We start from the raw sequence: 24581 nt of genomic DNA, 5'->3' as shown, positions 1-24581 counted from the left end.
CGTAGGGCTGACATTTTGCGGCTATTATTGCGGCCCCTGAAACACGGCCATTGTGACCAGCGCAGCCTCGATGCTACAGCAGCAAAAAACGCAGGATTCCAAAGGGTTTCGTTTAAAACCCTTTGGGCCAGTGTGGGCGGCGAGCCCGCGACCTTGCATTTAAATTTGTAACTAAAAGGTGATAAAACTGACCCCAGTTTACCCCTTCATACTTCCTACCATATCTTCTGGCCGTACCCATTCGTCAAACTGGGCTTCGGTCAGATAACCGAGCTTCAGCGCGGAGGCTTTCAGCGTCAGCCCTTCTTTATGGGCTTTCTTGGCGATCTCTGCCGCTTTGTCATAACCAATATGGGTATTAAGCGCCGTCACCAGCATCAGTGACTCATTGAGCAACTGAGTGATACGGTCACGTACAGGTTCGATACCTACCGCACAATGCTCGTTGAAACCACGCATGCCGTCGGCCAGCAAGCGGATGGATTGCAGGAAGTTGTGGATCACCATCGGGCGGAAAACGTTCAGCTCGAAGTTGCCAGATGCGCCACCGATGTTAACCGCTACGTCATTGCCCAGCACTTGCGCGCACAGCATAGTCATCGCTTCACACTGGGTCGGGTTTACTTTACCTGGCATGATGGAACTGCCTGGCTCGTTTTCCGGAATGGCAATCTCACCGATGCCGCAACGCGGGCCCGAAGATAACCAGCGAACGTCGTTGGCAATCTTCATCAATGAGGCTGCCAGGCCTTTCAGCGCACCATGTCCATGCACAAGTGCATCGCACGTTGCCAGAGCTTCAAATTTATTAGGCGAGGTCACAAACGGTTGTTTGGTTTGTTCAGCCAGTGCTTTGGCAACGCGTACCGCGTATTCCGGATGGGTATTCAGACCGGTTCCCACCGCCGTACCACCCAATGCTAATTCAGCAATATGCGGGATACTGGCTTCGATATGTACCATGCTGTGGGCCAGCATCGCGACCCAGCCAGAAATTTCCTGGCCCAGTGTCAGCGGTGTTGCGTCCTGCAAGTGTGTACGACCGATTTTAACAATATCTTTGAAAGCTTCAGATTTCGCCGCCAGCGTTTTGTGCAACTCTTTCAGTTCAGGCAACAGCGTTTCACGCAGTTCAATCACTGCAGCCACATGCATTGCCGTAGGAAAAACGTCATTAGAACTTTGGCTCTTGTTCACATCATCGTTGGGATGAATTTTACGCCCTTCGCCGCGCTCGCCACCGAGGATCTCACTCGCCCGGTTAGCCAGCACTTCGTTCATATTCATGTTGGTTTGCGTGCCGGAACCGGTCTGCCAGATAGCCAGCGGGAACTCAGTGGGGTGCTTGCCAGCCAGCACTTCATCGGCAGCAGCAATAATGGCATTGCCCCGTTCGGCCGGCAGCAGGCCTAAATCCATATTCACGCAGGCTGCCGCACGCTTGGTTTGCGCCAATGCATGGATCAGAGCTTCTGGCATTTTTTCAGAAGAGATACGGAAATGTTCGAGTGAACGCTGCGTTTGAGCACCCCAAAGCTTATCCGCCGGTACGTCGATAGGACCCATTGAGTCTTTTTCAATGCGAGTCACTGCTGCCATTACTGTCTCCTTAGCACTCTTAAATGAATGTTTATAATCTCTCCGCCTCGCGCTCCCATACGTTGTATTTAGCGGCGGCCCGACGAGTATAATGGCATATATCGAAGAGGCATAATGCCGTAGTGACGGAATTCTGGGATTTAGCTCTCACCGGAATTTTTCTTCATCTTTGTCATCAGGAGTTGCTTAAGCGGCTTAGGTCATTGTTTACTACGCGCAGAGTTTTATTTACTTCATCCCCTACATGATTGGGAGCTCAGGACGACATATGCAAAAAATGAATAATGGCGTACAAAATTACGCCTGGGGCAGTACTGACGCATTGACCAAACTGTATGGCATGACCAACCCTGACAACAAACCGATGGCAGAATTGTGGATGGGTGCCCACCCTAAAAGCAGTTCTAATGTCATCAATGCACAAGGGCAGGAAATTTCCTTACGCACTCAAATCAGTGCCAACCTTGAACAACAGCTAGGTAAGAAAGTTGCAGAACGTTTCGGTGAGCTACCATTCCTGTTTAAAGTGCTCTGCGCCGATCAGCCGCTTTCGATCCAAGTTCATCCAAGCAAGCGGGCTGCTGAAATAGGTTTCGCCAAAGAGAATGCCGCTGGAATTGCGATTGATGCGGCAGAACGTAATTATAAAGATCCGAACCATAAACCTGAACTGGTCTACGCCCTGACGCCTTTTCAGGCGATGAACGGTTTTCGCGAATTAAGTGATATTGTTTCGCTGCTGCAGCCGGTATCTGGCGCCAACCCACACATTGCTGAATTCCTCACGCATCCTGACGTAGACCACCTGCGAATCCTATTCGCCGGTTTGCTCAGCCTGGAAGGTGAAGCAAAGTCGTTGGCACTTGGCGTACTGAAGTCCGCACTGGATAATCAACAAGGCCAGCCATGGGATACCATACGCAGCATCCGTGTTTTTTACCCGGATGACAGCGGTCTGTTCTCGCCGTTGCTACTCAATGTGATCACCCTGCAGCCGGGCGAAGCCATGTTCTTGTATGCCGAAACTCCACATGCTTATTTGAGTGGCGTTTCACTGGAGGTGATGGCCAATTCTGACAACGTACTACGAGCAGGACTGACCCCTAAATATATTGATATTCCTGAATTACTGGCTAACCTCAAGTTCACCGCCAAACCTGCCAGTAATTTGCTGAGCACGCCGGTTGAGCACGGCGCTGAACTTAACTTTCCGATTCCAGTCGAAGATTTCTCTTTCTCTATTCACAACCTGTCCGCTACAGATCAGGTGCTGGAACAGCAGAGTGCCGCGATTATTTTCTGTATTGAAGGTCAGGCAGTGCTGGTAAAAGGGGAGCAGACTCTGGTGCTGAAACCAGGTGAATCTTGTTATCTGGCTGCCATAGAATCGCCAGTGAGTATCAGTGGTAATGGCCGTATTGCACGGGTGTTCAACCGGATTTAGTCTTCAATTCGGATAGGTCGATGAGGCAAAATACCTAATTTCAGTGAAAAATTTGCCATTTAGGTCCTACTTCACCCACAATAAATAGCGCCGTAAGGCGTTTTTTATTGTGGGGACATTTTCTAAGGATGAACAGAGCTATGAAAAAATCGTTAGTCGCTGTAAGCGTCATTGTGGTCCTTGGCGCAGCCTGGACAGGCGTCTCGTGGTATACCGGTAAAATGGTCGAGCAGCATATGGTTGAGGTGGCCGCCAATGCCAACAGCCAACTCCAGTCTTCATTCCCTAAAGCCGGCGTTAACGTTTCTTATCAGGATTACCATCGTGGCCTGTTCTCCAGCCAGGTACGTATCGTTCTGAAACCGGATGCAGCGGCAGCCGCGGCAGGAACTAGCGTGCTTAAAACCGGTGATGAAATTGCCTTTATCGAAACCATCGATCACGGCCCTTTCCCGGCAGCGCAGTTGAAAAAATTCAACCTCATCCCAAGCATGGCGTCAGTGCATTCCGAACTGCAAAACACCCCAACCCTGAAGCCACTGTTTGACGTTACCAAGGGTAAATCTCTGGTGACGGCTGACACCCGCGTGTCTTACAGCGGTGGGAGTTCTTCGGCTATCAACATCATTCCGGTTGATTACGACAAGAATACCAGCAAGCTGCAGTTTGGCGGGGCGGATATCAATGTCGCCGTCGATAAAGATCTGACTAAAGTGTCCTTCGATGGCAAAAGTGACAGCATCGCGTTGACCTCACAAAATCAGTTCGGTCAGCTTGAGAAAGTCACCCTGAATGGTTTCTCCATAGACAGTAATACTCATCAGGGCCAGTCTAAAGTCAGCGTTGGCGATCAGAATCTGACCGTTAAACAAATCCTGGTGAATGTCGATGGTAAAGATGCGGCGTCTCTGGATAATTTCAAACTGGTGAGTAAATTCAGTGAAGATGGTAGCAATATCAAGGGTCAGCAAGATTACACCCTTGATGCGGTGAAAATTCAGGGCGCTGATTTCGGATCCGGTAAATTGACGGTGAAAGTCAGCGGCCTTGATGCTGCGGCGCTGAAAGCCTTCTCTGACAAATACAACCAACAGTCCCAGCAATTACTGGCGCAGTCGAATGAGATTGATCCGGCGGCTTACGAGCAGAGGATAGCTGAACTGTTTACCACTAGCCTGACACCGTTGCTCAAGGGCAACCCTAGCATCAGTATTTCTCCACTGAGCTGGAAAAACAGTAAAGGTGAAAGCAGTTTCAACCTGCTTGTTGACATGAAAGCACCGGCCGCAGATTCTCAAATCCAGAGTGGCGACCAGCTGATTTCACAGTGGGTAAACAAAGTTGACGCAAAACTGACCATCCCGGTAGCTATGGCAACTGAAATGACCATGCAGACCGCTAAGCTTCAGGGTTACAGCGGTGATGATGCGGAGAAACTGGCAAAACAGCAGGTTCAGGGCATCGCGGCGATGGGACAGATGTTCAAAATTACCACGCTGAAAGATGACACCATTTCCAGCAGCTTCCAGTATGCAGACAATCAGGTAAATCTGAATGGCCAGAAAATGACCCTTCAGGAGTTCATGGGTCTGTTTGGCGTCTTCGGCGGTAACGGCGTTGCGCCGCAAACTGAAGCCCCAGAGCCACTGGCACCGCCGGTCGCTCCTGTTGCGCCGAATGCTCAATAAGTACTGACTGAATTAGAAATTGATACATCATGCATAAGCCCGTCTCCGGACGGGTTTTTTTGGTCTGAGCATTAATAAAGCGTTCGGTGCTATGCATATCCACGTTCAATCAGGCCGAACAGAATAGTAATACGCTTTTTTAGGGCAAGATGTGAGAAGTGTTGCGCAACAACATTCCCTTCCTGCCGATTAACCCGTTATAATGCCTCGCACTTTCTGGCAATAATGAGTGCACACCATGATAGACCCTCGCCTTCCTCTGACGGATATTCATCGCCACCTTGATGGCAACATCCGCGCTCAGACTATTCTCGATTTAGGCCGCCAATTTAATCTCACCCTGCCCGCCAGTGAAATCGATACTTTGCGCCCGCACGTTCAGGTGATGGAGACCGCACCGGATCTGGTGAGCTTCCTGCAAAAACTCGACTGGGGGGTGAAAGTTCTCGGCGATCTCGATGCCTGCCGCCGGGTCGCACAGGAAAACGTGGAAGATGCGGCCAGAGCCGGTTTGCACTACACCGAGCTGCGTTTTTCACCTTATTACATGGCCATGACGCACCAACTGCCCGTGGCTGGCGTGGTAGACGCTGTGATAGAAGGGATCCGCCGTGGCTGTCAGGAAAATGACATCGACGTGCGCCTGATTGGTATCCTGAGCCGCACGTTTGGTGAGGAAGCCTGCCTGCAGGAGCTGGACGGTTTACTGGCGCATCGCGACGGTATTACCGCCCTCGATCTGGCCGGTGATGAGCTGGGTTTCCCGGGCAGCCTGTTCCTCAGTCATTTCAATAAAGCCCGCGATGCGGGCTGGCGTATTACCGTTCATGCCGGTGAAGCCGCAGGTCCTGAAAGCATCTGGCAGGCCATCCGTGAACTGGGCGCCGAGCGTATCGGTCACGGCGTAAAAGCGGCAGAAGATACCGAGCTAATGGACTTCCTGGCAAAACATCAGATTGGCGTTGAATCTTGTCTCACCTCAAACATCCAGACCAGCACCGTCTCCTCACTGGCGCTCCATCCCTTGGCGGTGTTTCTGCGTCACGGCGTGTTGGCTTCTATCAATACTGACGATCCGGCGGTTCAGGGTATCGAAATTGAGCACGAATACCGCGTTGCCGCTCCTGCAGCCGGACTGACCGCCGCAGAGATACGTCAGGCGCAGGAAAACGGCCTGACGATGGCATTTTTGAATGATGCAGAGAAAGAGGCGATTCGCGTCAAAGTGAAAGGGTAATGTTGTCTCAGGGGCGCAGTATTTTTTATACCTTATATGCGAAGTGCTGCGCCCTTTTCTTGTTTTAGATCGGTAGAAACCAATAGAACAGTAGAAACCAAGCACCCGGCTTATTTTTTCAACTGCTGCCATTTCAAATCGTTAGTCCCCACCACCTGCGGGTCCCGCACACATTGTAAAACCACACTGTCAGCGGTGACGACAGCACCTTCGCTGTAGCTCGTATTGTCGTAAATGCAGCAGCGGTGGCAGGTCGGCGCACTGTTCTGGTTGTTGCCACTGTTATTCCAGATTTGCGGCGGCAGCGGCACGACGACATCCGCGCTATTACTGCTCATCCCGGCACGGTTCGCTATCGCTGATGTTGTCAGCAGGGATGAACTGACCAACAGTACCATTATCAATTTATTCATCATGTGTCGCGTCCTTCCCTTTGGAGGGTGCCTTGCGGCGTTTAGGTGCACTTTTGGCGCTTTTAGTTTTAGCACCCGTAGCGGCTTTGCCAGAACCCGCTGGTTTAGACGGAATAGTACGAAATGCCGATGAAACCCGGGTAGTTTTGGCCTGCACAATCAGGTTTTGTAAGGTCGCGACCAGAGGTTGCATAAAATCCTGATAGCGGCAATTTTTCTCGCTAATGCGGGTCAGAGTCGATTCCCAATCAGCCGTCATATCGGGCCTGCCCGCAATATCAGGCAGCGAATGGATCAGCGCACGTCCGGTATCGCTGGAATGGATATAGCGCCCTTTTTTGTATAAAAACTCGCGACGAAAGAGCAATTCAATAATTCCCGCGCGGGTTGCTTCGGTGCCTAACCCGTCAGTGGCGCGCAGGACTTTTTTCAGCGCTTTATCCTGAACAAAGCGTGCAATACCCGTCATCGCAGACAGCAACGTGGCGTCAGTAAAAGGCCGTGGTGGCTGAGTTTGCCGCTCGACCACTTCACCTCTTTCACACAGCAATTCATCCCCTTTAGCAACCACTGGCAACGGCGTGCCTTCGTTCTCTTCGTCACGCTCTTTGCTACCAAGCAGGGTGCGCCAGCCGGCCTCAGCCAGAAAACGCGCCTTGGCAATAAATTTTCCACCGGCGATATCAAGATCAATCACGCACTTGCGGAATACCGCATCCGGACAGAACTGCATCAGATATTGACGCGCCACCAGGTTATAAATTTTTTGCTCATCGTCAGTCAGGTTGACTTTACTGCTGCGCGCTGTCGGAATGATGGCGTGGTGAGCATCGACCTTTTTGTCGTCCCAGCAGCGGTTGCGCCGGTCAGTGTCTACAGCCGGTTGCGGTAGCAAATCAGGCTGATGAATACTAATGGCGTTGAGCACAGCATGTCGCGCCGCGAAATGCTCATCAGGTAAATATCGGCTGTCGGAGCGCGGATACGTAATCAATTTGTGCGTTTCATACAAACGCTGGCAAATATCAAGAATTTGCTGGGCACTGAGAGCGAAGGCCTTCGAGCCTTCAATCTGCAGTGCCGACAACGAAAACGGCAGTGGCGCAATGTCGTTTTCTCGCTTGTCATTATAATGGGTAACTAAAGCAGGCTGACCGGCGATGCGTGCCACCACGTGATCGGCCAAAGGACGATGTAATAACCGCCCTTCTTCGTCCTGATATGGCTCGCAGGATTCACTCGGTTGCCACAGCGCCACAAAGCGCTCATCAGTTGGCGTTACGATGTGGGCTTTCACCTCGAAATAATCTTTAGAGACGAAGTTTTCAATCTCTTCATCACGGCGCACCACCAAACCCAGCACCGGAGTCTGCACGCGCCCGACCGACAGCACGCCGTTGTATCCGGCGTTGCGCCCAAGGATGGTATAAGCACGAGTCATGTTGATGCCATACAACCAGTCAGCACGGGAACGCGCCAGCGCCGAGACGCACAGTGGTATGAAATCCCGGTTGTCACGCAACCGCTCAATAGCACGCTCAACCGCCTGCGGGTTGAGATCGTTGATCAGGCAGCGCTGAACGTTTTGACGTTTTTCTGCTGTCAGTTCAAGGTAATCCAGAACTTCATCCACCAGCAGTTGACCTTCGCGATCCGGGTCACCTGCATGGATAACCTGTGTAGCCTCCAGCAGCAGTTTTTTGATCACGTTGAGTTGTTTGGCGACTGACGAACGCGGCTGAAGCTGCCATTTTTCCGGGATGATGGGAAGATCGTTGAGCGTCCAGCGGGCGTAACGGCTGTCGTAGGCGTCAGGCTGCGCTTGTTCGAGTAAGTGACCGACGCACCAGGTTACAACCTGATCGTTGCCACAGGCGATAAAACCGTCACCACGACGATGAGGTTTGGGCAGTACATCAGCAATAGCGCGAGCGAGGCTGGGTTTTTCGGCAATAAATAAACGCATCAGGCGGCACGCTCAATTTTCCGGCCCGCCATTGTCCGTATCATTGCCTTATCAATCATCATCCCTTCCTTTATTCACAGCATCGTCTGGTTTCAGGTTTGAGTATGTTAGCTGTTGATGAAGCAATTGGTAAGCAGTGAAGCCGTTCAGAGCAGGATATTCGCTCACAAAGTCAGCGAATATACGGTTTATCGGACTATCTCCCGATAAACCGGTGGAATTCTAAGCAGGATCTCTTAGAAATAAGAGACAAAAGACGAACTGTCGGCGGGAATAATTTGCGTACTGGATTTTAACTGTGGGGTACCGAGATAGAGGAATCCGACGATTTTATCATTCGGACCACATTTAAAGGCCTGACGCACATCGGAATGATCGGTCCAGGCACCGGTGCGCCAGATGCCATTAAAGCCCTGCGCCAGCGCCGCCATTTGCATAGCCTGTACTGCACAGCCGGCAGACAAAAGTTGCTCCCACTGCGGCACTTTCGGACTTTCTTTACAAGCCGCAATAATGGTAATGATTTGTGGCGCACGCAATGGAGCCTGCGTTGCCTTTTCGATGGCCTTCTCGTCAGCGCCATCTTTGATCGCCGCGGCACGCAATAACTCACTAAAGCGAGTCAGCCCCTCATTTTCAGCAATCACAAAGCGCCACGGCTGTAATGCTCCGTGATCGGGTGCGCGCATGCCAGCATTGATGATGTTTTGCAGTACTTGGCCAGAGGGCGCTGGTGCGGCCAGACGGGAAGCCGAACGGCGGTTCACTAATAAGTCCAGAGCATCCATAAATCTCTCCTTTAAGATAATCTGATAATGATAGGCATTTACGTCAAGTTAACATAGGCACACGCCGTTTTACCAACCGGAGAACGCTATTGAGGAGGGATCACTGTTCAGCGCAGCATCATTGATAAATTCTGAGATGATTTAAAGCTGACATTTTCCGGGCAGGTCATTAGGATAGCGATACTTTTACCGTATTGTTGGAGAGACCATGCGTACATTGTGGCGAATTATCGCCGGTTTTTTTAAGTGGACCTGGCGTCTTCTTAATTTCGTCAGAGAGTTTATTCTCAACCTGTTCCTGGTCCTGATCATTCTGGTCGGTGTTGGGATCTATTTTTCATTTCAGGACAAACCCGTTGATACCACCAAAGGTGCGCTGCTGGTAGACCTTAGCGGTACGGTGGTTGATAAGCCGTCCGTCAATAATAAAGTACGTCAGTGGGGCCGCGAACTACTCGGAACCTCCAGTAACCGTTTGCAGGAGAACTCACTGTTTGATCTGGTGGATACCATTCGTCAGGCTAAAGATGACAAGAACATCACCGGCATGGTGTTACAGCTAACCGACTTTACCGGCACCGATCAGACCTCGTTGCAGTATATCGGGAAAGCTCTGCGTGAGTTTCGTGATACCGGCAAGCCAATTTACGCCATTGATGACAGCTACGACCAGTCACAATACTACCTTGCCAGCTATGCCAATAAGATTTACCTATCGCCACAGGGCGCGGTTGATCTGCACGGTTTCGCGACCAACAACCTCTATTACAAATCGTTGCTCGAAAAGCTGAAAGTCACCACCAATATCTTCCGTGTTGGCACTTATAAGTCAGCTGTTGAGCCGCTAATTCGTGATGACATGTCCCCTGCTGCGCGCGATGCTGACAGCCGTTGGATTGGTGGGCTTTGGGGTAACTACCTCAATACAGTTTCTGCTAACCGTCAGCTCACGCCTGAACAACTGTTCCCGGGTGCAGCAGGCGTGCTGGCAGGCATGCAAAAAACCGGCGGCGATATGGCGCAATATGCGCTGAACAGCAAACTGGTGGACGCGCTTGCCTCACGGAATGAGGCCGAAAACGACATGGTAAAAGCCTTCGGTTGGAATAACAAAACCAAGGACTTCAATCTCACCAGTATTTATGATTATTCACCGAAACCAAAACCAGACAACACCGATCCACAAATCGCAGTGATCTTCGCCAATGGCGCGATTAACGATGGTGAAGAACAACCGGGCGCGGTTGGCGGTGATACCACCGCCCAGCAGATACGCGATGCCCGTCTGGATCCAAAAATCAAAGCCATCATCTTACGCGTCAACAGCCCAGGCGGCAGCGTGAGTGCATCGGAAGTGATACGTTCTGAACTGGCCGCGGCCCGGGCTGCGGGTAAGCCTGTTGTCGTTTCAATGGGCGGCATGGCGGCATCCGGCGGTTATTGGATCTCCACGCCGGCGAATTATATTATTGCCAGTCCGAGTACGCTGACCGGTTCTATCGGTATCTTCGGCGTGATCAACACCTACCAGAACACATTGGATAACTTTGGCGTTCACACCGATGGTGTAGCAACCTCACCATTGGCAGATATTGCGTCCACCAAAGCGCTGCCGCCGGAGTTCTCTCAGATGATGCAGATGAACATCGAGAACGGTTATAAAACCTTCCTCGGTCTGGTCGCCAAAGCACGCAACAAAACACCTGAGCAGATCGACGAAATTGCCCAGGGTCACGTGTGGATTGGTTCTGATGCAAAAAACAACGGACTTGTTGATCAGCTTGGCGACTTCGATGACGCAGTGAAGAAAGCCGCTGAACTGGCTAAATTGCCTAAATGGCAGTTGAATTGGTACGTCAGTGAACCCAGCCTGACCGATATGGTGTTCTCACAAATCAGCGCTTCAGCACATGCTATGTTGCCTGCTGCGGTTCAGGCTTACCTGCCTGCACCGGTCAGCAAAATAGCACTGGAACTAAAATCCCAGGCTGACCTGTTCAATAACATGAACGATCCGCAAAACCGTTATGCTCTGTGCCTGACCTGCGGTGATGTGAAGTAATATTTGTTGTCTGTAAAGCTAAGCCCGGTGCTCATTCATCCAAAGTGAATCACCGGGCTTTTTTATTTTGGGGCAAGCGCAGATACCTTTATACTCAGGCACATCATGCACCCACTTATTTAACACAAAGAATCCTGTTAATGACCAAAAAATCTATCTATGTCGCTTACACTGGCGGCACCATCGGAATGCAACGATCTGAAAATGGCTACATTCCGGTTTCAGGGCACTTACAACGCCAACTGGCTTTAATGCCTGAGTTCCACCGCCCGGAAATGCCTGAGTTCACCATTCAGGAGTATGTGCCGCTGATGGACTCTTCTGACATGACGCCGGAAGACTGGCAGCATATCGCCGATGATATTCAGGCCAATTACGACCAATATGACGGTTTTGTGATTTTGCACGGCACCGACACGATGGCGTTCACTGCCTCAGCGCTCTCTTTTATGCTGGAAAATCTCGGTAAGCCGGTAATTGTGACAGGGTCACAAATTCCACTTGAGGCATTGCGTTCTGACGGGCAGATCAATCTTCTTAATGCGTTGTACATCGCAGCCAATCATCCGGTCAATGAAGTCACTCTGTTCTTTAACAATCGTTTGTATCGTGGTAACCGCAGCACCAAAGCTCACGCCGATGGTTTCGACGCTTTCGCATCACCCAATCTTGCGCCGCTGCTGGAAGCGGGTATCCATATCCGCCGGCTGTCTACGCCATCGCTACCGGTGGTGGCGGGTACGCTGAAGGTACATGACATCACCCCGCAGCCAATTGGTGTTGTCACGATTTACCCGGGCATTTCTGCTGAGGTGGTACAAAACTTTCTGATGCAGCCCGTTAAAGCGCTTATTCTGCGCTCCTACGGGGTCGGCAATGCACCACAAAAAGGCGACCTGCTGAAAGTGCTAAAAGAGGCATCTGAACGCGGCATCGTGGTAGTCAACCTGACACAATGCATATCGGGTCGGGTCAATATGGGCGGTTACGCCACCGGCAATGCCCTGGCGCATGCCGGTGTGATCAGTGGTTTTGATATGACCGTCGAAGCTGCGCTGACTAAACTCCATTATCTGCTCAGCCAACCGTTATTACCGGAAGAGATCCGTACGTTGATGCAGCAAGACCTGCGCGGCGAGCTAACCGAATAAGGAGTCTTGATGAAAAGCGCTTTGTTATTAGTCGATCTGCAAAATGATTTCTGCCGTGGCGGTGCGCTGGAGGTGAAGGATAGTGATGCGGTGATAAGCGTCGCAAATCAGGCCATCAAGGTCTGTAAGGATCAGGGGATCGACGTGGTGGCTTCACAGGACTGGCATCCGTATAACCACGGCAGTTTTGCTGTAAATGCAGGCACTGAACCATGGACTGCAGGTGAACTCGACGGACTGTCGCAAGTATGGTGGCCAGTACACTGCGTACAGGAGCAGCACGGCGCTGATTTTCATCCGCTACTGCACCGCGATGCCATTGACTATGTGGTACGCAAAGGCCAAAACGCCGGAATTGATAGTTATAGCGCGTTCTTCGATAACGGCCACCGTGCTCCAACCACACTGCATGGCTGGCTACAGCAGCAGCAGATTGAACAGGTGTTGGTAATGGGTCTGGCGACCGATTATTGCGTCAAATTTACGGTGCTGGACGCACTGGAATTGGGCTACCAGGTGTCACTGTTGGTTGAAGGGTGCCGGGGGGTAAATATTTCTCCACAAGATAGTCAGCAGGCTATAGAAGAAATGCAGCGTGCCGGCGCGACAGTGCTTGCACTGGACTAAACGACTTTACTCTTTCGACAGAATGTACAAGGGCGCAATCAAGCGCCCTTGGTGTCGGGATCTACTCAGGTTTAATACGGATTAATGTTTCCTGCGCAAATTGCTGCTTCAGTTCCTGCTTCGACTTGGTGACAATCTGCCCGTCAGTGCCAATACTCATATGCTGAGCATCACTATTATGGCGCGCCTGGTACAGCATCACCATCTGTAAGCTGTTGTCTTTTTGCTCCGATGTCAGCGCTACGCCATCAGGCCACTTTCCCAACTCGACTGCCTGCGACAGGCGCTGATAAATCTCCGGCGTCATCACGCCGACCAACTCATTAATTTCCATCAACAGCTCTCTTCATCTCGGCTGATTATTCACCTAAGGATGAATAATGGCTGAATCGATTTTGTCGTTTAAATTACATGCCCATTAACACTCAACCGGCCGTTGTGTCACCGTTCTCGCCATCGGTGAAACTCATTGACGCGGAATTGACACAATAGCGGTCACCCGTAGGCTCTGGGCCGTCAGGGAAGACGTGACCGAGGTGGGCACCGCAGTTGGCACAGCGAATCTCAACCCTTTCCATATTGTGTGTATTATCAGTGAGATAATTAATTGCGTCATGGGTGACCGGTTGATAAAAACTTGGCCAGCCACATCCGGAGTCAAACTTGGTATCGGAGTAGAACAGCGGTGAGTTGCAAACCAGACAATGGTAGATCCCATCGCGCTTGTTATGCAGTAGTTTACCGGAGTACGGACGTTCAGTTCCGTGCTCTTGAGTCACATAATGTTGTACTTCAGTGAGTTGCACTTGCGGAGTCGGTTCTTTGGGTTCATTGGCCATGGTTGTCATTCTCTGCCAGGTAGGGAAATCAACTAAAATAACAGCTAATAATAACAAAAAATTAACAACGAGTCTGCCTGTTTTGGCTTAAACTGTGTGCCATCGGCGTTAAGTAAGAACAGTGTGCGACATAAATCACATATTTGTTGTTACTGCACTTTATATTCGGCATATCGTCCCCATGTAGGTTATAGCCGATTAAAAAACGGAATGTGCAATATCAGAGCAAAAGTGAGTCTGAGCTTTGACTTACAGCAAGAATTGACACGATTCCGCTTGACGCTCAGCGAGGTTTTTGTAATTTTACAACCAACCTTTTATTCACTAAAAAATAGCTGGTGGAATATATGACTATCAAAGTAGGTATCAACGGTTTTGGCCGTATCGGCCGCATTGTTTTCCGTGCTGCTCAAGAACGTTCTGACATTGAGATCGTAGCAATCAACGATCTGTTAGACGCTGAATACATGGCATACATGCTGAAGTACGACTCAACACATGGCCGTTTTAACGGCACCGTTGAAGTTAAAGACGGTCATCTGGTTGTTAATGGCAAAACCATCCGTGTTACTGCTGAGCGTGACCCAGCTAACCTGAAATGGAACGAAGTTAACGTTGACGTTGTTGCTGAAGCTACTGGCTTGTTCCTGGATGATGCTACTGCACGTAAACACATTGCAGCTGGCGCGAAGAAAGTTGTTCTGACGGGTCCATCTAAAGATGACACCCCTATGTTCGTTATGGGCGTAAACCATAAAGAATATAAAGGTCAGGAAATCGTTTCTAACGCATCTTGCACCACTAACTGCCTTGCACCACTGGCTAAAGTTATCAACGACAACTTTGGTATCGTTGAAGCCCTGATGACCACTGTTCATGCAACTACCGCAACGCAGAAAACTGTCGATGGCCCGTCTCATAAAGACTGGCGCGGCGGCCGTGGCGCATCTCAGAACATTATCCCTTCTTCTACCGGTGCAGCTAAAGCAGTAGGTAAAGTTATTCCTGCTCTGAACGGTAAACTGACGGGTATGGCATTCCGCGTTCCAACTCCTAACGTATCTGTAGTTGACCTGACTGCACGTCTGGAAAAAGGCGCGTCTTACAAAGATATCTGCGCAGTAATCAAAAAAGCAGCGTCTGAAGGCGACCTGAAAGGCGTTCTGGGCTACACCGAAGACGACGTTGTTTCTACCGATTTCAACGGTGAAAAACTGACGTCTGTGTTTGATGCTAAAGCAGGTATCGCGCTGAACGACAACTTTGTGAAACTGGTTGCCTGGTACGATAACGAAACTGGCTACTCAAACAAAGTTCTGGATCTGATTTCACACATCTCCAAATAATTGGCCGATGTGATGAACTGATTGAAGGGCGACGTCAAGTCGCCCTTTTGCTTTCTGCATAACAGTAAGCACCAAAGGTCAGTGAAGCAGCCGTTCATCACCGGTCTGGATTTATAATAAAATCACAGGACCCATCTCATGACAGCACAACTATTTACCCTTCCCGTTTTGAAAACCATTACGCCGGTGATCAGCCAGCGTCAGATTGATGAATTACCCGTTCTGGTGATCGACCATCCTAAAGTACGCGCAGCCATTACCCTGCAAGGTGCACATCTACTGGCCTATCAGCCACAGGGTGAACAGCCAGTATTGTGGATGAGCAGCGAATCTGCGTTTAAAAATGGCGTGGCTATTCGCGGTGGCGTACCGATTTGCTGGCCATGGTTTGGCCCGGCTGGCCAACCTTCCCATGGTTTTGCACGCATTCTTGCGTGGGAGTTGACCTCTCATCAGGAAAATGAGCAAGGCGTAGAACTGATTCTGACCTTGAAACAGAGCGCGGAGACCCTCAAGCTATGGCCGCATGATTTCACCCTCACCGCCCGCTTTGAGCTTGGCGCCGAGTGCCATATTGAGCTGGAATCAGACGGTGATTTTGAAACGACCAGTGCGCTGCACGCTTATTTCAATATTGGCGATATCGATAAAGTAAAAGTGTCAGGGTTGGGTAGAAACTACATAGATAAAGTGGATGGTGGCAAAACAGCCCAGCAACAAGGTGCATTGACTTTCAATGGCCAGACTGACCGCATCTTTACTACGCCGGAGGCCACCAGTCTGATTATCGACTCTTCACTGGAACGAACCTTGGTGATAGAACATCATTTCAACAGTGATGTGGTGGCCTGGAATCCAGGTGCCGAACTGTCCGCAAGCATGAAAGATATGGCTGATAACAGCTACAAAACCATGGTTTGTGTTGAAACAGCTAGCGTGAGCGCACCACAAAAAAGCACCTCAGCTACACCAGCGAAACTGGCAATGACCATCAGCCAGCGATAGTTGCCTTTCCATACTGTTATTCCACGCACCACAAATGTGCAAATGGGGCATAAAGCCCCATTAAGTCACCTTCAGCGCACCAATTTAACGCATTGACGCCTTAGAAACTGTACGTCACGCCGGTCCATAGTACGCCGATATAGTTTTTCTCAACCATTGGGCTGTCTGTTACTTCGCTAGCTAAACGAATATAACGGCCAGTAAAGAAACCTTGCCACTCTTTGGTGAAATTGTATTTGGCAGAAAGCTCTACATAAGGACTGAAACTGTCGCCAGGCGAGTAGGAACTCAAGCCACTACGGCGTGATTCATTACTGTTAATACCGTAATAATATTGGTTCTGATTACTGCTGTTCCATGCCACACCGACACCGGGAACCAGCGCCCAGTTGTCCGCATGGAATGCATACAGATATGCGACATCAGCCACTAAACCATCGCTGTTATCCAGCACATCGCCATTGAAGGTGGTACGCAGTGTCCCCCAATCCTCATTATGGGAATAAGCCAGTCCCCCCATCAAAGTGCCACGACGTTTGTCCAGGCGCTTCATTTGACTGTCGTCGGAATCGCTCGGATTAAAACCAAATGGCAGATAAGTGGCGGTCAGGCTGAATTTATTTTTGTCATCTTTCCACAGGTAGTAACCGGCAGTCAGCGTATGGAAGTAAAAATCATCGCTTTCGTAACTGATGATAGGAATCGGGTAAACTTTAGTATCATAACCGCGATACGGGTTCGGGCTGACTAAAACAGATGCGCCCAGTGACCATGTGTCAGCCACGGCCGCGTGGCTGAACATAATGGCAGTCGCTGCGATAGACAGTGCTCTGAAATGCGTACCTTTCATTGTGAATAAATCCCTTATTGTAAAATACCGCCATCAGTGTATGCGAAGAGTTATCCCTCCGCTTAGCAATTTCAGTGATACTTTTACTTGCTCATGAAAACCAAGACGATCGCTTAATCTATATGCAAAGTATGAAATAAAAATGACTAAAAGAGTTTCATCACCCTCTCACCCCACGCCCTGCAAGGCTTTAAAGTAGAAGTCCCTTAAGTGAGTCATTGATATATCTTAAAAAATGGGAGGACGGTAGAGGAAATTTTTCTAATGCCAAACTACGCTTATTAATAGATGAAAGACTCCATCTAAGGCGCTTCCCGACCCGCGGGTACCTGACCGGCCACTTTCAGGTCTATCAGTACCAAGAATGGGTTTCTGCAAGTTGGCATGAGGGTTGCTGTACTGAGGTGGGGAGCTTTCCTCCGGGAGCAGATAGATTCCTAACGCTCTCATTTACCTGTGCTATTAACGAAGGACGGGCATCGTATGAACATATTTGACCATTATCGCCAGCGCTATGAGGCTGCCAAGGACGAAGAGTTCACACTTCAGGAATTCCTTACGATTGCTAAGCAGGATCGCAGCGCCTATGTCAACGCCGCAGAACGTCTGCTGATGGCAATCGGTGAACCAGTCATGGTAGACACCGCGCTTGAACCACGCTTGTCGCGTTTATTCTCTAACCGGGTGGTGGCCCGTTATCCTGCATTTGAAGAATTTTATGGAATGGAAGATGCTATCGAACAGATAGTTTCCTATCTAAAACACGCCGCGCAAGGGTTGGAAGAAAAGAAACAGATCCTTTATTTACTGGGCCCGGTGGGTGGTGGTAAATCCTCTCTGGCTGAACGTCTGAAAGCCCTGATGCAGCGAGTGCCGATTTATGTGTTAAGCGCTAACGGTGACCGCAGTCCGGTCAACGATCATCCGCTGTGCCTGTTCAACCCACAGGAAGATGCCACTATTCTTGAAAAAGAGTACAACATCCCTACCCGCTATCTGGGCACAATTATGTCCCCATGGGCTGCCAAACGTCTGCACGAATTTGGCGGAGATATCACCAAATTTAAAGTCATTAAAGTTTGGCCTTCCATCCTGGAACAGATCGCTATCGCCAAAACTGAACCCGGCGATGAGAACAATCAGGACATCTCCGCGCTGGTTGGGAAAGTGGATATCCGAAAACTGGAGAACCATGCGCAAAACGATCCCGATGCTTACGGTTATTCTGGCGCCCTATGTAGGGCTAACCAAGGGGTGATGGAGTTCGTCGAGATGTTCAAAGCGCCGATCAAAGTGCTCCATCCGCTGCTGACCGCGACGCAGGAAGGTAACTACAACGGAACTGAGGGGATTTCAGCCCTGCCGTTCAACGGCATCATTCTTGCCCACTCCAACGAATCAGAATGGGTGACCTTCCGTAATAACAAGAATAACGAAGCCTTCCTTGACCGCGTTTATATCGTCAAAGTGCCTTACTGCTTGCGCGTGTCGGAAGAGATGAAAATCTATGACAAGCTGCTCAGCAACAGTGAACTGGTGCATGCACCTTGTGCCCCTGGCACGCTGGAAACGCTGGCCCGCTTTTCTATTTTGTCCCGACTCAAAGTACCGGAAAACTCCAGCAGCTATTCCAAAATGCGGGTGTATGACGGTGAAAGCCTCAAAGACACAGACCCTAAAGCCAAGTCTTATCAGGAGTATCGTGATTATGCGGGTGTGGATGAAGGCATGAACGGCCTCTCGACGCGTTTTGCTTTCAAAATACTGTCGCGCGTCTTCAACTTCGATCACGCAGAAGTCGCGGCTAACCCGGTTCACCTATTTTATGTACTGGAACAGCAGATTGAGCGCGAGCAGTTTCCGCAGGATATCGCAGAAAAATATCTTGAGCACCTGAAGGGGTATCTGATCCCGAAATATGCTGAATTCATCGGCAAAGAGATTCAGACCGCCTATCTGGAGTCCTACTCAGAATATGGCCAGAACATTTTCGACCGTTATGTCACTTACGCCGATTTCTGGATCCAGGATCAGGAATATCGCGATCCGGATACCGGCCAGCTGTTTGATCGAGAGGCGTTAAATGCTGAGCTGGAGAAAATTGAAAAACCAGCCGGGATCAGCAATCCGAAGGACTTCCGGAACGAAATAGTCAATTTCGTGTTGCGCGCAAGAGCACAAAATAGCGGGCGTAATCCGAACTGGACCAGTTACGAGAAATTGCGCACGGTGATTGAGAAAAAAATGTTCTCAAATACCGAAGAATTACTGCCAGTTATCTCGTTTAACGCTAAAACATCAACCGATGAACAGAAGAAACACGATGACTTTGTCGACCGAATGATGGAAAAAGGATATACACGCAAACAGGTTCGTCTGTTGTGCGAATGGTATCTACGCGTGAGAAAATCCTCATAACCGAGGATCGATGGCAACGTCGTTTGGGGGAAATATGACGTACTTTATTGACCGCCGACTGAATGGCAAGAATAAAAGCGCGGTTAACCGCCAGCGCTTTTTGCGCCGCTATAAATCGCAAATCAAACAGTCGATTGCCGAAGCCATCAACAAGCGTTCGGTTACCGACATCGACAGTGGGGAGTCCGTTTCGATCCCCATTGAAGATATCAACGAACCTATGTTTCATCAGGGGCGCGGTGGCTTACGTCACCGCGTTCACCCCGGTAATGATCACTTCGTCCAGAATGACCGCATCGAGCGCCCGCCGGGAGGTGCTGGTGGCGGGAGTGGCAAAGGTGACGCCAGTCAAGATGGTGAAGGTCAGGATGAGTTCTCCTTCCAGATCTCTAAAGATGAGTACCTTGATCTTCTGTTCGAGGATCTGGCGCTGCCCAATTTACAGAAAAACCAACACCGACAGATAACCGAATATAAAACCCACCGCTCCGGTTATACCTCCAATGGCGTACCTGCCAATATCAGTGTGGTGCGATCACTACAAAATTCACTTGCCCGACGCACCGCGATGACGGCAGGAAAAAAACGGGAGTTGCGCGCACTGGAATCCACGTTGACCGAAGTGGAAAACAGCGAACCGGCGCAACTATTAGAGGAGGAACGGCTGCGCAAGGAGATTGCAGAGTTGCGGCAGAAAATCGCCAAAACGCCGTTTATCGACACCTTTGATTTACGCTACAGAAACTATGAACGTCGCCCGGAACCTTCCAGCCAGGCAGTGATGTTCTGTCTGATGGATGTCTCTGGCTCCATGGATCAGGCAACCAAAGATATGGCCAAACGGTTCTATATTCTGCTTTATCTGTTCCTGAGCAGAACCTATAAAAACGTGGACGTGGTCTACATCCGGCACCATACGCAGGCGAAAGAAGTCGATGAACAGGAATTCTTCTACTCGCAGGAAACTGGCGGCACCATTGTATCCAGTGCGCTCAAATTGATGCATGAAGTTATTCTGGAACGCTATGACCCGGCGATTTGGAACATCTATGCAGCGCAGGCGTCTGATGGTGATAACTGGGCTGATGACTCACCGTTGTGTCATCAGGTTTTGGCACAAAAACTGCTCCCGATGGTGCGTTATTACAGCTATATCGAGATAACACGTCGCGCTCACCAGACGTTATGGCGCGAGTATGAAGTCCTAAAAGAAAAGTTCGGTAATTTCGCTATGCAACATATCCGCGAACAAGAGGATATTTATCCAGTATTCCGCGAGTTATTCCACAAGCAGGTTCAGAATAACTAACCATAATTTTTAAAACAGCCGGTTAAATTTTTTTCCGGCTGTTCCCCTTCCCACACAATCAAATCGTGTCAATCAAGTCTTCCAAAGTTTGGCATTGAGGTAAATGACGTCTGTTGGGGAGCTGATGATAATGCGGATAAGGTGATGGCCATAGTCAGTTATCCGGCAAAAAGTGACACTAAAGCTTTAGACAGAAAATATATTCAGAGCAATGATTTTAAGGAGGATATGGCAGATTTTGATCTCTCTAATATTATCCGCGTGGAAAAGTTTTGGATTAGTGAACGTCTTTTATAAACGTCAATATTGTCATCTACCTTCTTATATCCCAATTAAAAAGCCAGCAGAACAATATACTGGCTTTATTATTACTTAATATTTACGGTACCGCCCAGGCATCGAAATTACATGCCGTAGACCAGATTTATCGAGGTCACGGTATCCGTCTTATCCGGAGCACTTGCCGGTGGTTTAGTGTTATACGTCACGTCATAAGCGACTTTCAGTGAGAAATGGCTATTAATGGCCACTTTCAATGCAGTCTCTGAGTTGTAAGTGGTTTCATCGTTCGCCAGCACGGAGAATGCCTGGGTGAACTGGGCTGTATCACTGATTTTATAACCGTATACGCCAGAACCATAAACCAGAGCACGCGTGGAATTCCCACCCTGCTGATACTCATCGTGACGAACACCAGGACCCGCTTCCAGATTCAAAGTATGAACCGGCCCGTTCCAAATCTGACGACCGTAACCCACTGTCCCAACATCACGTGCGCGATAGCCGTTGTAACGGTCACTGAGCCAGCTGCCCTGACCAAACACGTAGTTGCTGTCGTCAAGGTTATAACGACTACGAGCACCGGCCTGATATTTCTCAGAAGAACGCACACCTGACGATGAGGCGTTACGTGCAGAACCCCAGATACTGTTGGCTGTGCTGGTGTTAAACCACGTCATGGTGGTATCAGCACTCAGCAATGAGTTAGTGGTGTTACCGGTCTGCGCCGAGTAACCAGCCTGAATATTGCCTTCGAAAGGTTTTTTAGCCGTGGACGGATCGTCCATCGAGGTAAAAATGGTGGTATCTGCAAGGCTTGTGATACTGAACAACGCTGCACCGCATACTACGGCGTAGGCAGGTAAACGACGTACAACCTGAAAAAACATTTTGCTTCCCCAATAAACTTAAGGCTAATAACACGCCATAGCGCTAGAACTTAACTAAAATTAACAGTACTCATCGAAATAACTCTGCCATTTATTAAGTTCCCTTAACCAAGCCTGGCAACTCCCTTCGATGACGCACGGACCCACATTCAAACATACAAAACTCGAACGAATATACAGCACCTTGGGGCTGATATCCTTTTTTTACGGGATTTTTTAGACAGTTCCGAGTGACAGCGATCTTCTGCAATAGAAACAACCAAAATCATTACACTTTGTTAGCCCTTTCTTTAAATTCAGCCCTGAATAATGATTTATTCACTCGCCTAAAAGGTCGCGTGCTCAATATCTACACTTGAAAGAACGGATTCCTGTCTAACCCCTAAACGGTATCTTGTCCTTTTGAGCAGAGCGAGTTAGCTTTAGAGCAGTTTACAACATCTTATTGCACCGCGAGTTCCTCGCCGGCTGCATTCAGGAGGAGTGGTCATGGCTTTACAACAAGAGATTATTCAGGCTCTGCACGTTAAACCGAATATCGATGCGGCACAGGAAGTTCGCGTTAGCGTAGATTTCCTAAAAAATTATCTGCTGGCGCATCCCTTTATCAAATCACTGGTACTGGGCATCAGCGGCGGGCAGGATTCTACTCTCACCGGTAAACTTTGCCAAACGGCAATTAGTGAGTTACGGGCACAAACCGCCGATGATAGTTACCAGTTCATTGGAGTACGTTTACCCTACGGCGTGCAGGCTGACGAGTCCGACTGTGTAGATGCCATTGACTTTATCAAACCCGATCAAGTTCTTACTGTGAATATCAAAGAAGCAGTGCTGGCCAGTGAGGCCACTCTGCGAGCGATAGGCATAGAGTTAAGCGACTTTATAAAAGGCAATGAAAAAGCACGCGAACGCATGAAAGCGCAGTACAGCATCGCGGGGATGAAGAAAGGCGTGGTGGTCGGCACCGATCACGCGGCAGAGGCTGTGACAGGTTTCTTCACCAAATATGGCGACGGTGGCACCGACATCAATCCGCTTTTTCGCCTGAACAAACGGCAGGGGAAAGCACTTCTCCATTATCTCGGCTGCCCTGCACATTTATACACCAAGGTACCGACAGCTGACCTGGAAGAAGACCGACCTTCTCTGCCAGATGAAGTGGCACTTGGCGTTACCTACGAGTTGATTGATGATTATCTCGAAGGCAAAAAAATTGACGACAAATCCGCGGCTATTATTGATGGATGGTACCAGCGTACTGAACATAAACGTCAGCCGCCGGTCACGGTATTTGACGATTTCTGGAAGAAAAAATAACCTTCGACTGAACACCAAAGAGTCACGGGCACCACGGCAGTAGTGCCCTGATCTTATTAATTATTTTACCGCCAATATTTAACCGCCTCTTTCCATCCTCGGATGAAATCATTACCCTTATTCTTCCTTTCAAACATGGACTGTGATGTTTTCTATGCAAAAGTTCCTTTTTCTGCTATTAAGCCTTGTCCTGCTGGGACCTTTAGGGATCGATCTCTATCTGCCAGCTATTCCGGCTATCGCCCAAGGGTTAAACAGTTCCGAGGAGGTGATTCAATCCTCTATTTCATTGTTCATTCTGGTCATGGGATTAGGTCAACTCATTGCAGGGCCACTGGTCGACCGCTTTGGTCGCCGCCCGATAGCCATAATCGGCGTATTGGTCTACCTGGTCGGCGCTGCCGTTGCCGCCACGTCGGTATCATCATTCATGTTTATGCTTTCACGCGTCATTCAGGGCTTGGCCGTTTGCTGCACATCAGTGGTTATTTTCAGCGGCGTGCGCGACCGCATGAGCGGCAACGATGCAGCGCGGGCTTACGGTTTTCTTAACGGCACATTGAATATTATCCCGGCCTTAGCCCCGTTGATTGGCGGGTTGATCGCCCAATATTATGGCTGGCGCGCACCTTTTTGGGCGCTGTCGGGCTACACCATCGCAGTGCTGATCCTGATTTTGATCAAGTTGCCGGAAACCCGTCCCGTCGATACACAATCGGGTGGCGTTCTACCGTTTAAACAATACGCGAGGATTTTGCTTAATAAACGCTTCATTACTTTTGCGGCCGTCAATGCAGGTGCAATGGGCATGGCACTCACCTATGTCTCTTTGGCACCGACGGTGCTGATGAGTCAGGCCGGGCTGACTCCGTTTGAGTTCTCATTGGTATTTGGTGCCAACGGTTTCTGGATCATGGCAGTGAGCTTTGTTGCTAATCGTATTATCCAAAAAGTGGGGAGACCCCTTTGTCTGGCGAGCGGAAGCCTGTTGATGTTTATGGGATGCGCAGGGTTAATAGCCGGTCTGACACTGGTTGCCCCCGAAGCGCAACACGCCACGTGGCTGTATATGGTGCCTGTTGCCAGCGCCTGTGCTGGTCTGGCATTCCTGATGGGCCCGGCCACAAGTTATGCGCTGGAGCCGTTTTCCAATGAAGCGGGCGTTGCGTCAGCTTTAGTCGGGTCGGTACAAATGACGGGAGGCGCACTGTTCGGTTTTGTTGCAATGGCTCTGCCATTGCAACCCAAACTGAGCCTTGCGCTGGTGATGATGGCCGGAGGATGCCTGGCACTGCTTGCGCGTCGGGCCAGTAAGTCCTCAACGGGCCGTCTGACCCGCCTGGGTTAAAT

Annotated in this window: 21 protein-coding genes; 13 read left to right on the top strand and 8 right to left on the bottom strand. The window is 49.8% G+C overall.

What is annotated here, in order from left to right; genetic code table 11:
- Positions 1–198: 198 nt before the first annotated feature.
- Positions 199–1599, bottom strand: a complete 1401-nt coding sequence (fumC, locus tag ACMV8I_RS04935; protein ID WP_498864071.1) for a class II fumarate hydratase — start codon at positions 1597–1599, stop codon at positions 199–201.
- A 268-nt stretch (positions 1600–1867) separates the two neighbouring features.
- Between fumC and manA the strand changes: the two genes are divergently transcribed.
- From manA to add, 3 genes are all read left to right on the top strand, one after another.
- Complete coding sequence (gene manA / locus ACMV8I_RS04930) at positions 1868–3043, top strand: mannose-6-phosphate isomerase (protein ID WP_498864070.1); 1176 nt, start codon at positions 1868–1870, stop codon at positions 3041–3043.
- A 140-nt stretch (positions 3044–3183) separates the two neighbouring features.
- Positions 3184–4731 (top strand): YdgA family protein, encoded by a 1548-nt coding sequence (locus ACMV8I_RS04925; protein ID WP_498864069.1) that lies wholly within the window; start codon positions 3184–3186, stop codon positions 4729–4731.
- 238 nt (positions 4732–4969) lie between these two features.
- Positions 4970–5968, top strand: coding sequence for an adenosine deaminase (gene add / locus ACMV8I_RS04920; RefSeq protein WP_498864068.1), 999 nt, complete (start codon positions 4970–4972; stop codon positions 5966–5968).
- A 110-nt stretch (positions 5969–6078) separates the two neighbouring features.
- Here the strand turns inward: add and ACMV8I_RS04915 are convergent, their stop codons facing one another.
- The 3 genes from ACMV8I_RS04915 to ACMV8I_RS04905 form a co-directional block, all read right to left on the bottom strand.
- The gene (locus ACMV8I_RS04915; protein WP_498864719.1) at positions 6079–6381 is read right to left on the bottom strand and encodes a DUF1496 domain-containing protein; all 303 of its coding nucleotides are present in this window, start codon (positions 6379–6381) and stop codon (positions 6079–6081) included.
- The gene (locus tag ACMV8I_RS04910; RefSeq protein ID WP_498864067.1) at positions 6374–8347 is read right to left on the bottom strand and encodes a DNA topoisomerase III; all 1974 of its coding nucleotides are present in this window, start codon (positions 8345–8347) and stop codon (positions 6374–6376) included. Before ACMV8I_RS04910 ends, ACMV8I_RS04915 begins: the two co-directional genes overlap by 8 nt.
- A 236-nt stretch (positions 8348–8583) precedes the next feature.
- Positions 8584–9135 (bottom strand): NAD(P)H nitroreductase, encoded by a 552-nt coding sequence (locus tag ACMV8I_RS04905; protein ID WP_498864066.1) that lies wholly within the window; start codon positions 9133–9135, stop codon positions 8584–8586.
- Between the two features lie 208 nt (positions 9136–9343).
- Between ACMV8I_RS04905 and sppA the strand changes: the two genes are divergently transcribed.
- The 3 genes from sppA (at position 9344) to pncA (ending at position 12975) form a co-directional block, all read left to right on the top strand.
- Positions 9344–11197, top strand: coding sequence for a signal peptide peptidase SppA (gene sppA, locus ACMV8I_RS04900; RefSeq protein WP_498864065.1), 1854 nt, complete (start codon positions 9344–9346; stop codon positions 11195–11197).
- A 140-nt stretch (positions 11198–11337) separates the two neighbouring features.
- Entirely contained in the window at positions 11338–12348 is a 1011-nt protein-coding gene (gene ansA, locus ACMV8I_RS04895; RefSeq protein ID WP_498864064.1) for an asparaginase, read from the top strand.
- A gap of 9 nt (positions 12349–12357) precedes the next feature.
- Positions 12358–12975: a bifunctional nicotinamidase/pyrazinamidase gene (gene pncA, locus ACMV8I_RS04890; protein ID WP_498864063.1), complete on the top strand. Its 618-nt coding sequence runs from the start codon at positions 12358–12360 to the stop codon at positions 12973–12975.
- 61 nt (positions 12976–13036) lie between these two features.
- Here pncA and ACMV8I_RS04885 read toward each other — a convergent pair whose 3' ends face one another.
- Both ACMV8I_RS04885 and msrB read right to left on the bottom strand, forming a co-directional pair.
- Positions 13037–13309, bottom strand: coding sequence for a YeaC family protein (locus ACMV8I_RS04885; protein ID WP_498864062.1), 273 nt, complete (start codon positions 13307–13309; stop codon positions 13037–13039).
- A 91-nt stretch (positions 13310–13400) separates the two neighbouring features.
- Positions 13401–13814 carry a peptide-methionine (R)-S-oxide reductase MsrB gene (msrB, locus tag ACMV8I_RS04880; protein WP_498864061.1) on the bottom strand — a complete coding sequence of 138 codons (414 nt, stop codon included), beginning with the start codon at positions 13812–13814 and terminating at the stop codon, positions 13401–13403.
- A gap of 347 nt (positions 13815–14161) precedes the next feature.
- On the opposite strand from msrB, the gene gapA reads away from it, so the two are divergent.
- Complete coding sequence (gapA, locus tag ACMV8I_RS04875) at positions 14162–15160, top strand: glyceraldehyde-3-phosphate dehydrogenase (protein ID WP_498864060.1); 999 nt, start codon at positions 14162–14164, stop codon at positions 15158–15160.
- A 138-nt stretch (positions 15161–15298) separates the two neighbouring features.
- Complete coding sequence (locus ACMV8I_RS04870; protein ID WP_498864059.1) at positions 15299–16165, top strand: D-hexose-6-phosphate mutarotase; 867 nt, start codon at positions 15299–15301, stop codon at positions 16163–16165.
- Positions 16166–16265: 100 nt separating this feature from the next.
- Here the strand turns inward: ACMV8I_RS04870 and ACMV8I_RS04865 are convergent, their stop codons facing one another.
- A complete protein-coding gene (locus tag ACMV8I_RS04865; protein ID WP_498864058.1) occupies positions 16266–17015 on the bottom strand; it encodes a MipA/OmpV family protein in 750 nt (249 codons plus the stop codon).
- 483 nt (positions 17016–17498) lie between these two features.
- On the opposite strand from ACMV8I_RS04865, the gene yeaG reads away from it, so the two are divergent.
- The 3 genes from yeaG (at position 17499) to ACMV8I_RS04850 (ending at position 21039) form a co-directional block, all read left to right on the top strand.
- A complete protein-coding gene (gene yeaG, locus ACMV8I_RS04860; protein WP_463736492.1) occupies positions 17499–19433 on the top strand; it encodes a protein kinase YeaG in 1935 nt (644 codons plus the stop codon).
- Positions 19434–19467: 34 nt separating this feature from the next.
- Positions 19468–20742: a YeaH/YhbH family protein gene (locus ACMV8I_RS04855; protein WP_498864718.1), complete on the top strand. Its 1275-nt coding sequence runs from the start codon at positions 19468–19470 to the stop codon at positions 20740–20742.
- Between the two features lie 144 nt (positions 20743–20886).
- Positions 20887–21039 (top strand): hypothetical protein, encoded by a 153-nt coding sequence (locus ACMV8I_RS04850; protein WP_498864057.1) that lies wholly within the window; start codon positions 20887–20889, stop codon positions 21037–21039.
- Between the two features lie 107 nt (positions 21040–21146).
- Here ACMV8I_RS04850 and ACMV8I_RS04845 read toward each other — a convergent pair whose 3' ends face one another.
- Positions 21147–21911, bottom strand: a complete 765-nt coding sequence (locus ACMV8I_RS04845) for a DUF481 domain-containing protein (RefSeq protein ID WP_498864056.1) — start codon at positions 21909–21911, stop codon at positions 21147–21149.
- Between the two features lie 489 nt (positions 21912–22400).
- Here ACMV8I_RS04845 and nadE point away from each other — a divergent pair, with 489 nt between their 5' ends.
- Together nadE and ACMV8I_RS04835 are read left to right on the top strand one after the other, a co-directional pair.
- The gene (gene nadE, locus ACMV8I_RS04840; protein ID WP_498864055.1) at positions 22401–23231 is read left to right on the top strand and encodes an NAD(+) synthase; all 831 of its coding nucleotides are present in this window, start codon (positions 22401–22403) and stop codon (positions 23229–23231) included.
- Between the two features lie 154 nt (positions 23232–23385).
- Positions 23386–24579, top strand: a complete 1194-nt coding sequence (locus ACMV8I_RS04835; RefSeq protein ID WP_498864054.1) for a multidrug effflux MFS transporter — start codon at positions 23386–23388, stop codon at positions 24577–24579.
- The last annotated feature ends 2 nt before the right edge of the window (positions 24580–24581 follow it).

Source organism: Ewingella sp. S1.OA.A_B6 (genome assembly GCF_049889095.1).
Classification (GTDB): Bacteria; Pseudomonadota; Gammaproteobacteria; order Enterobacterales; family Enterobacteriaceae; genus Ewingella.
This window is presented reverse-complemented; position numbering and strand designations above follow the sequence as displayed.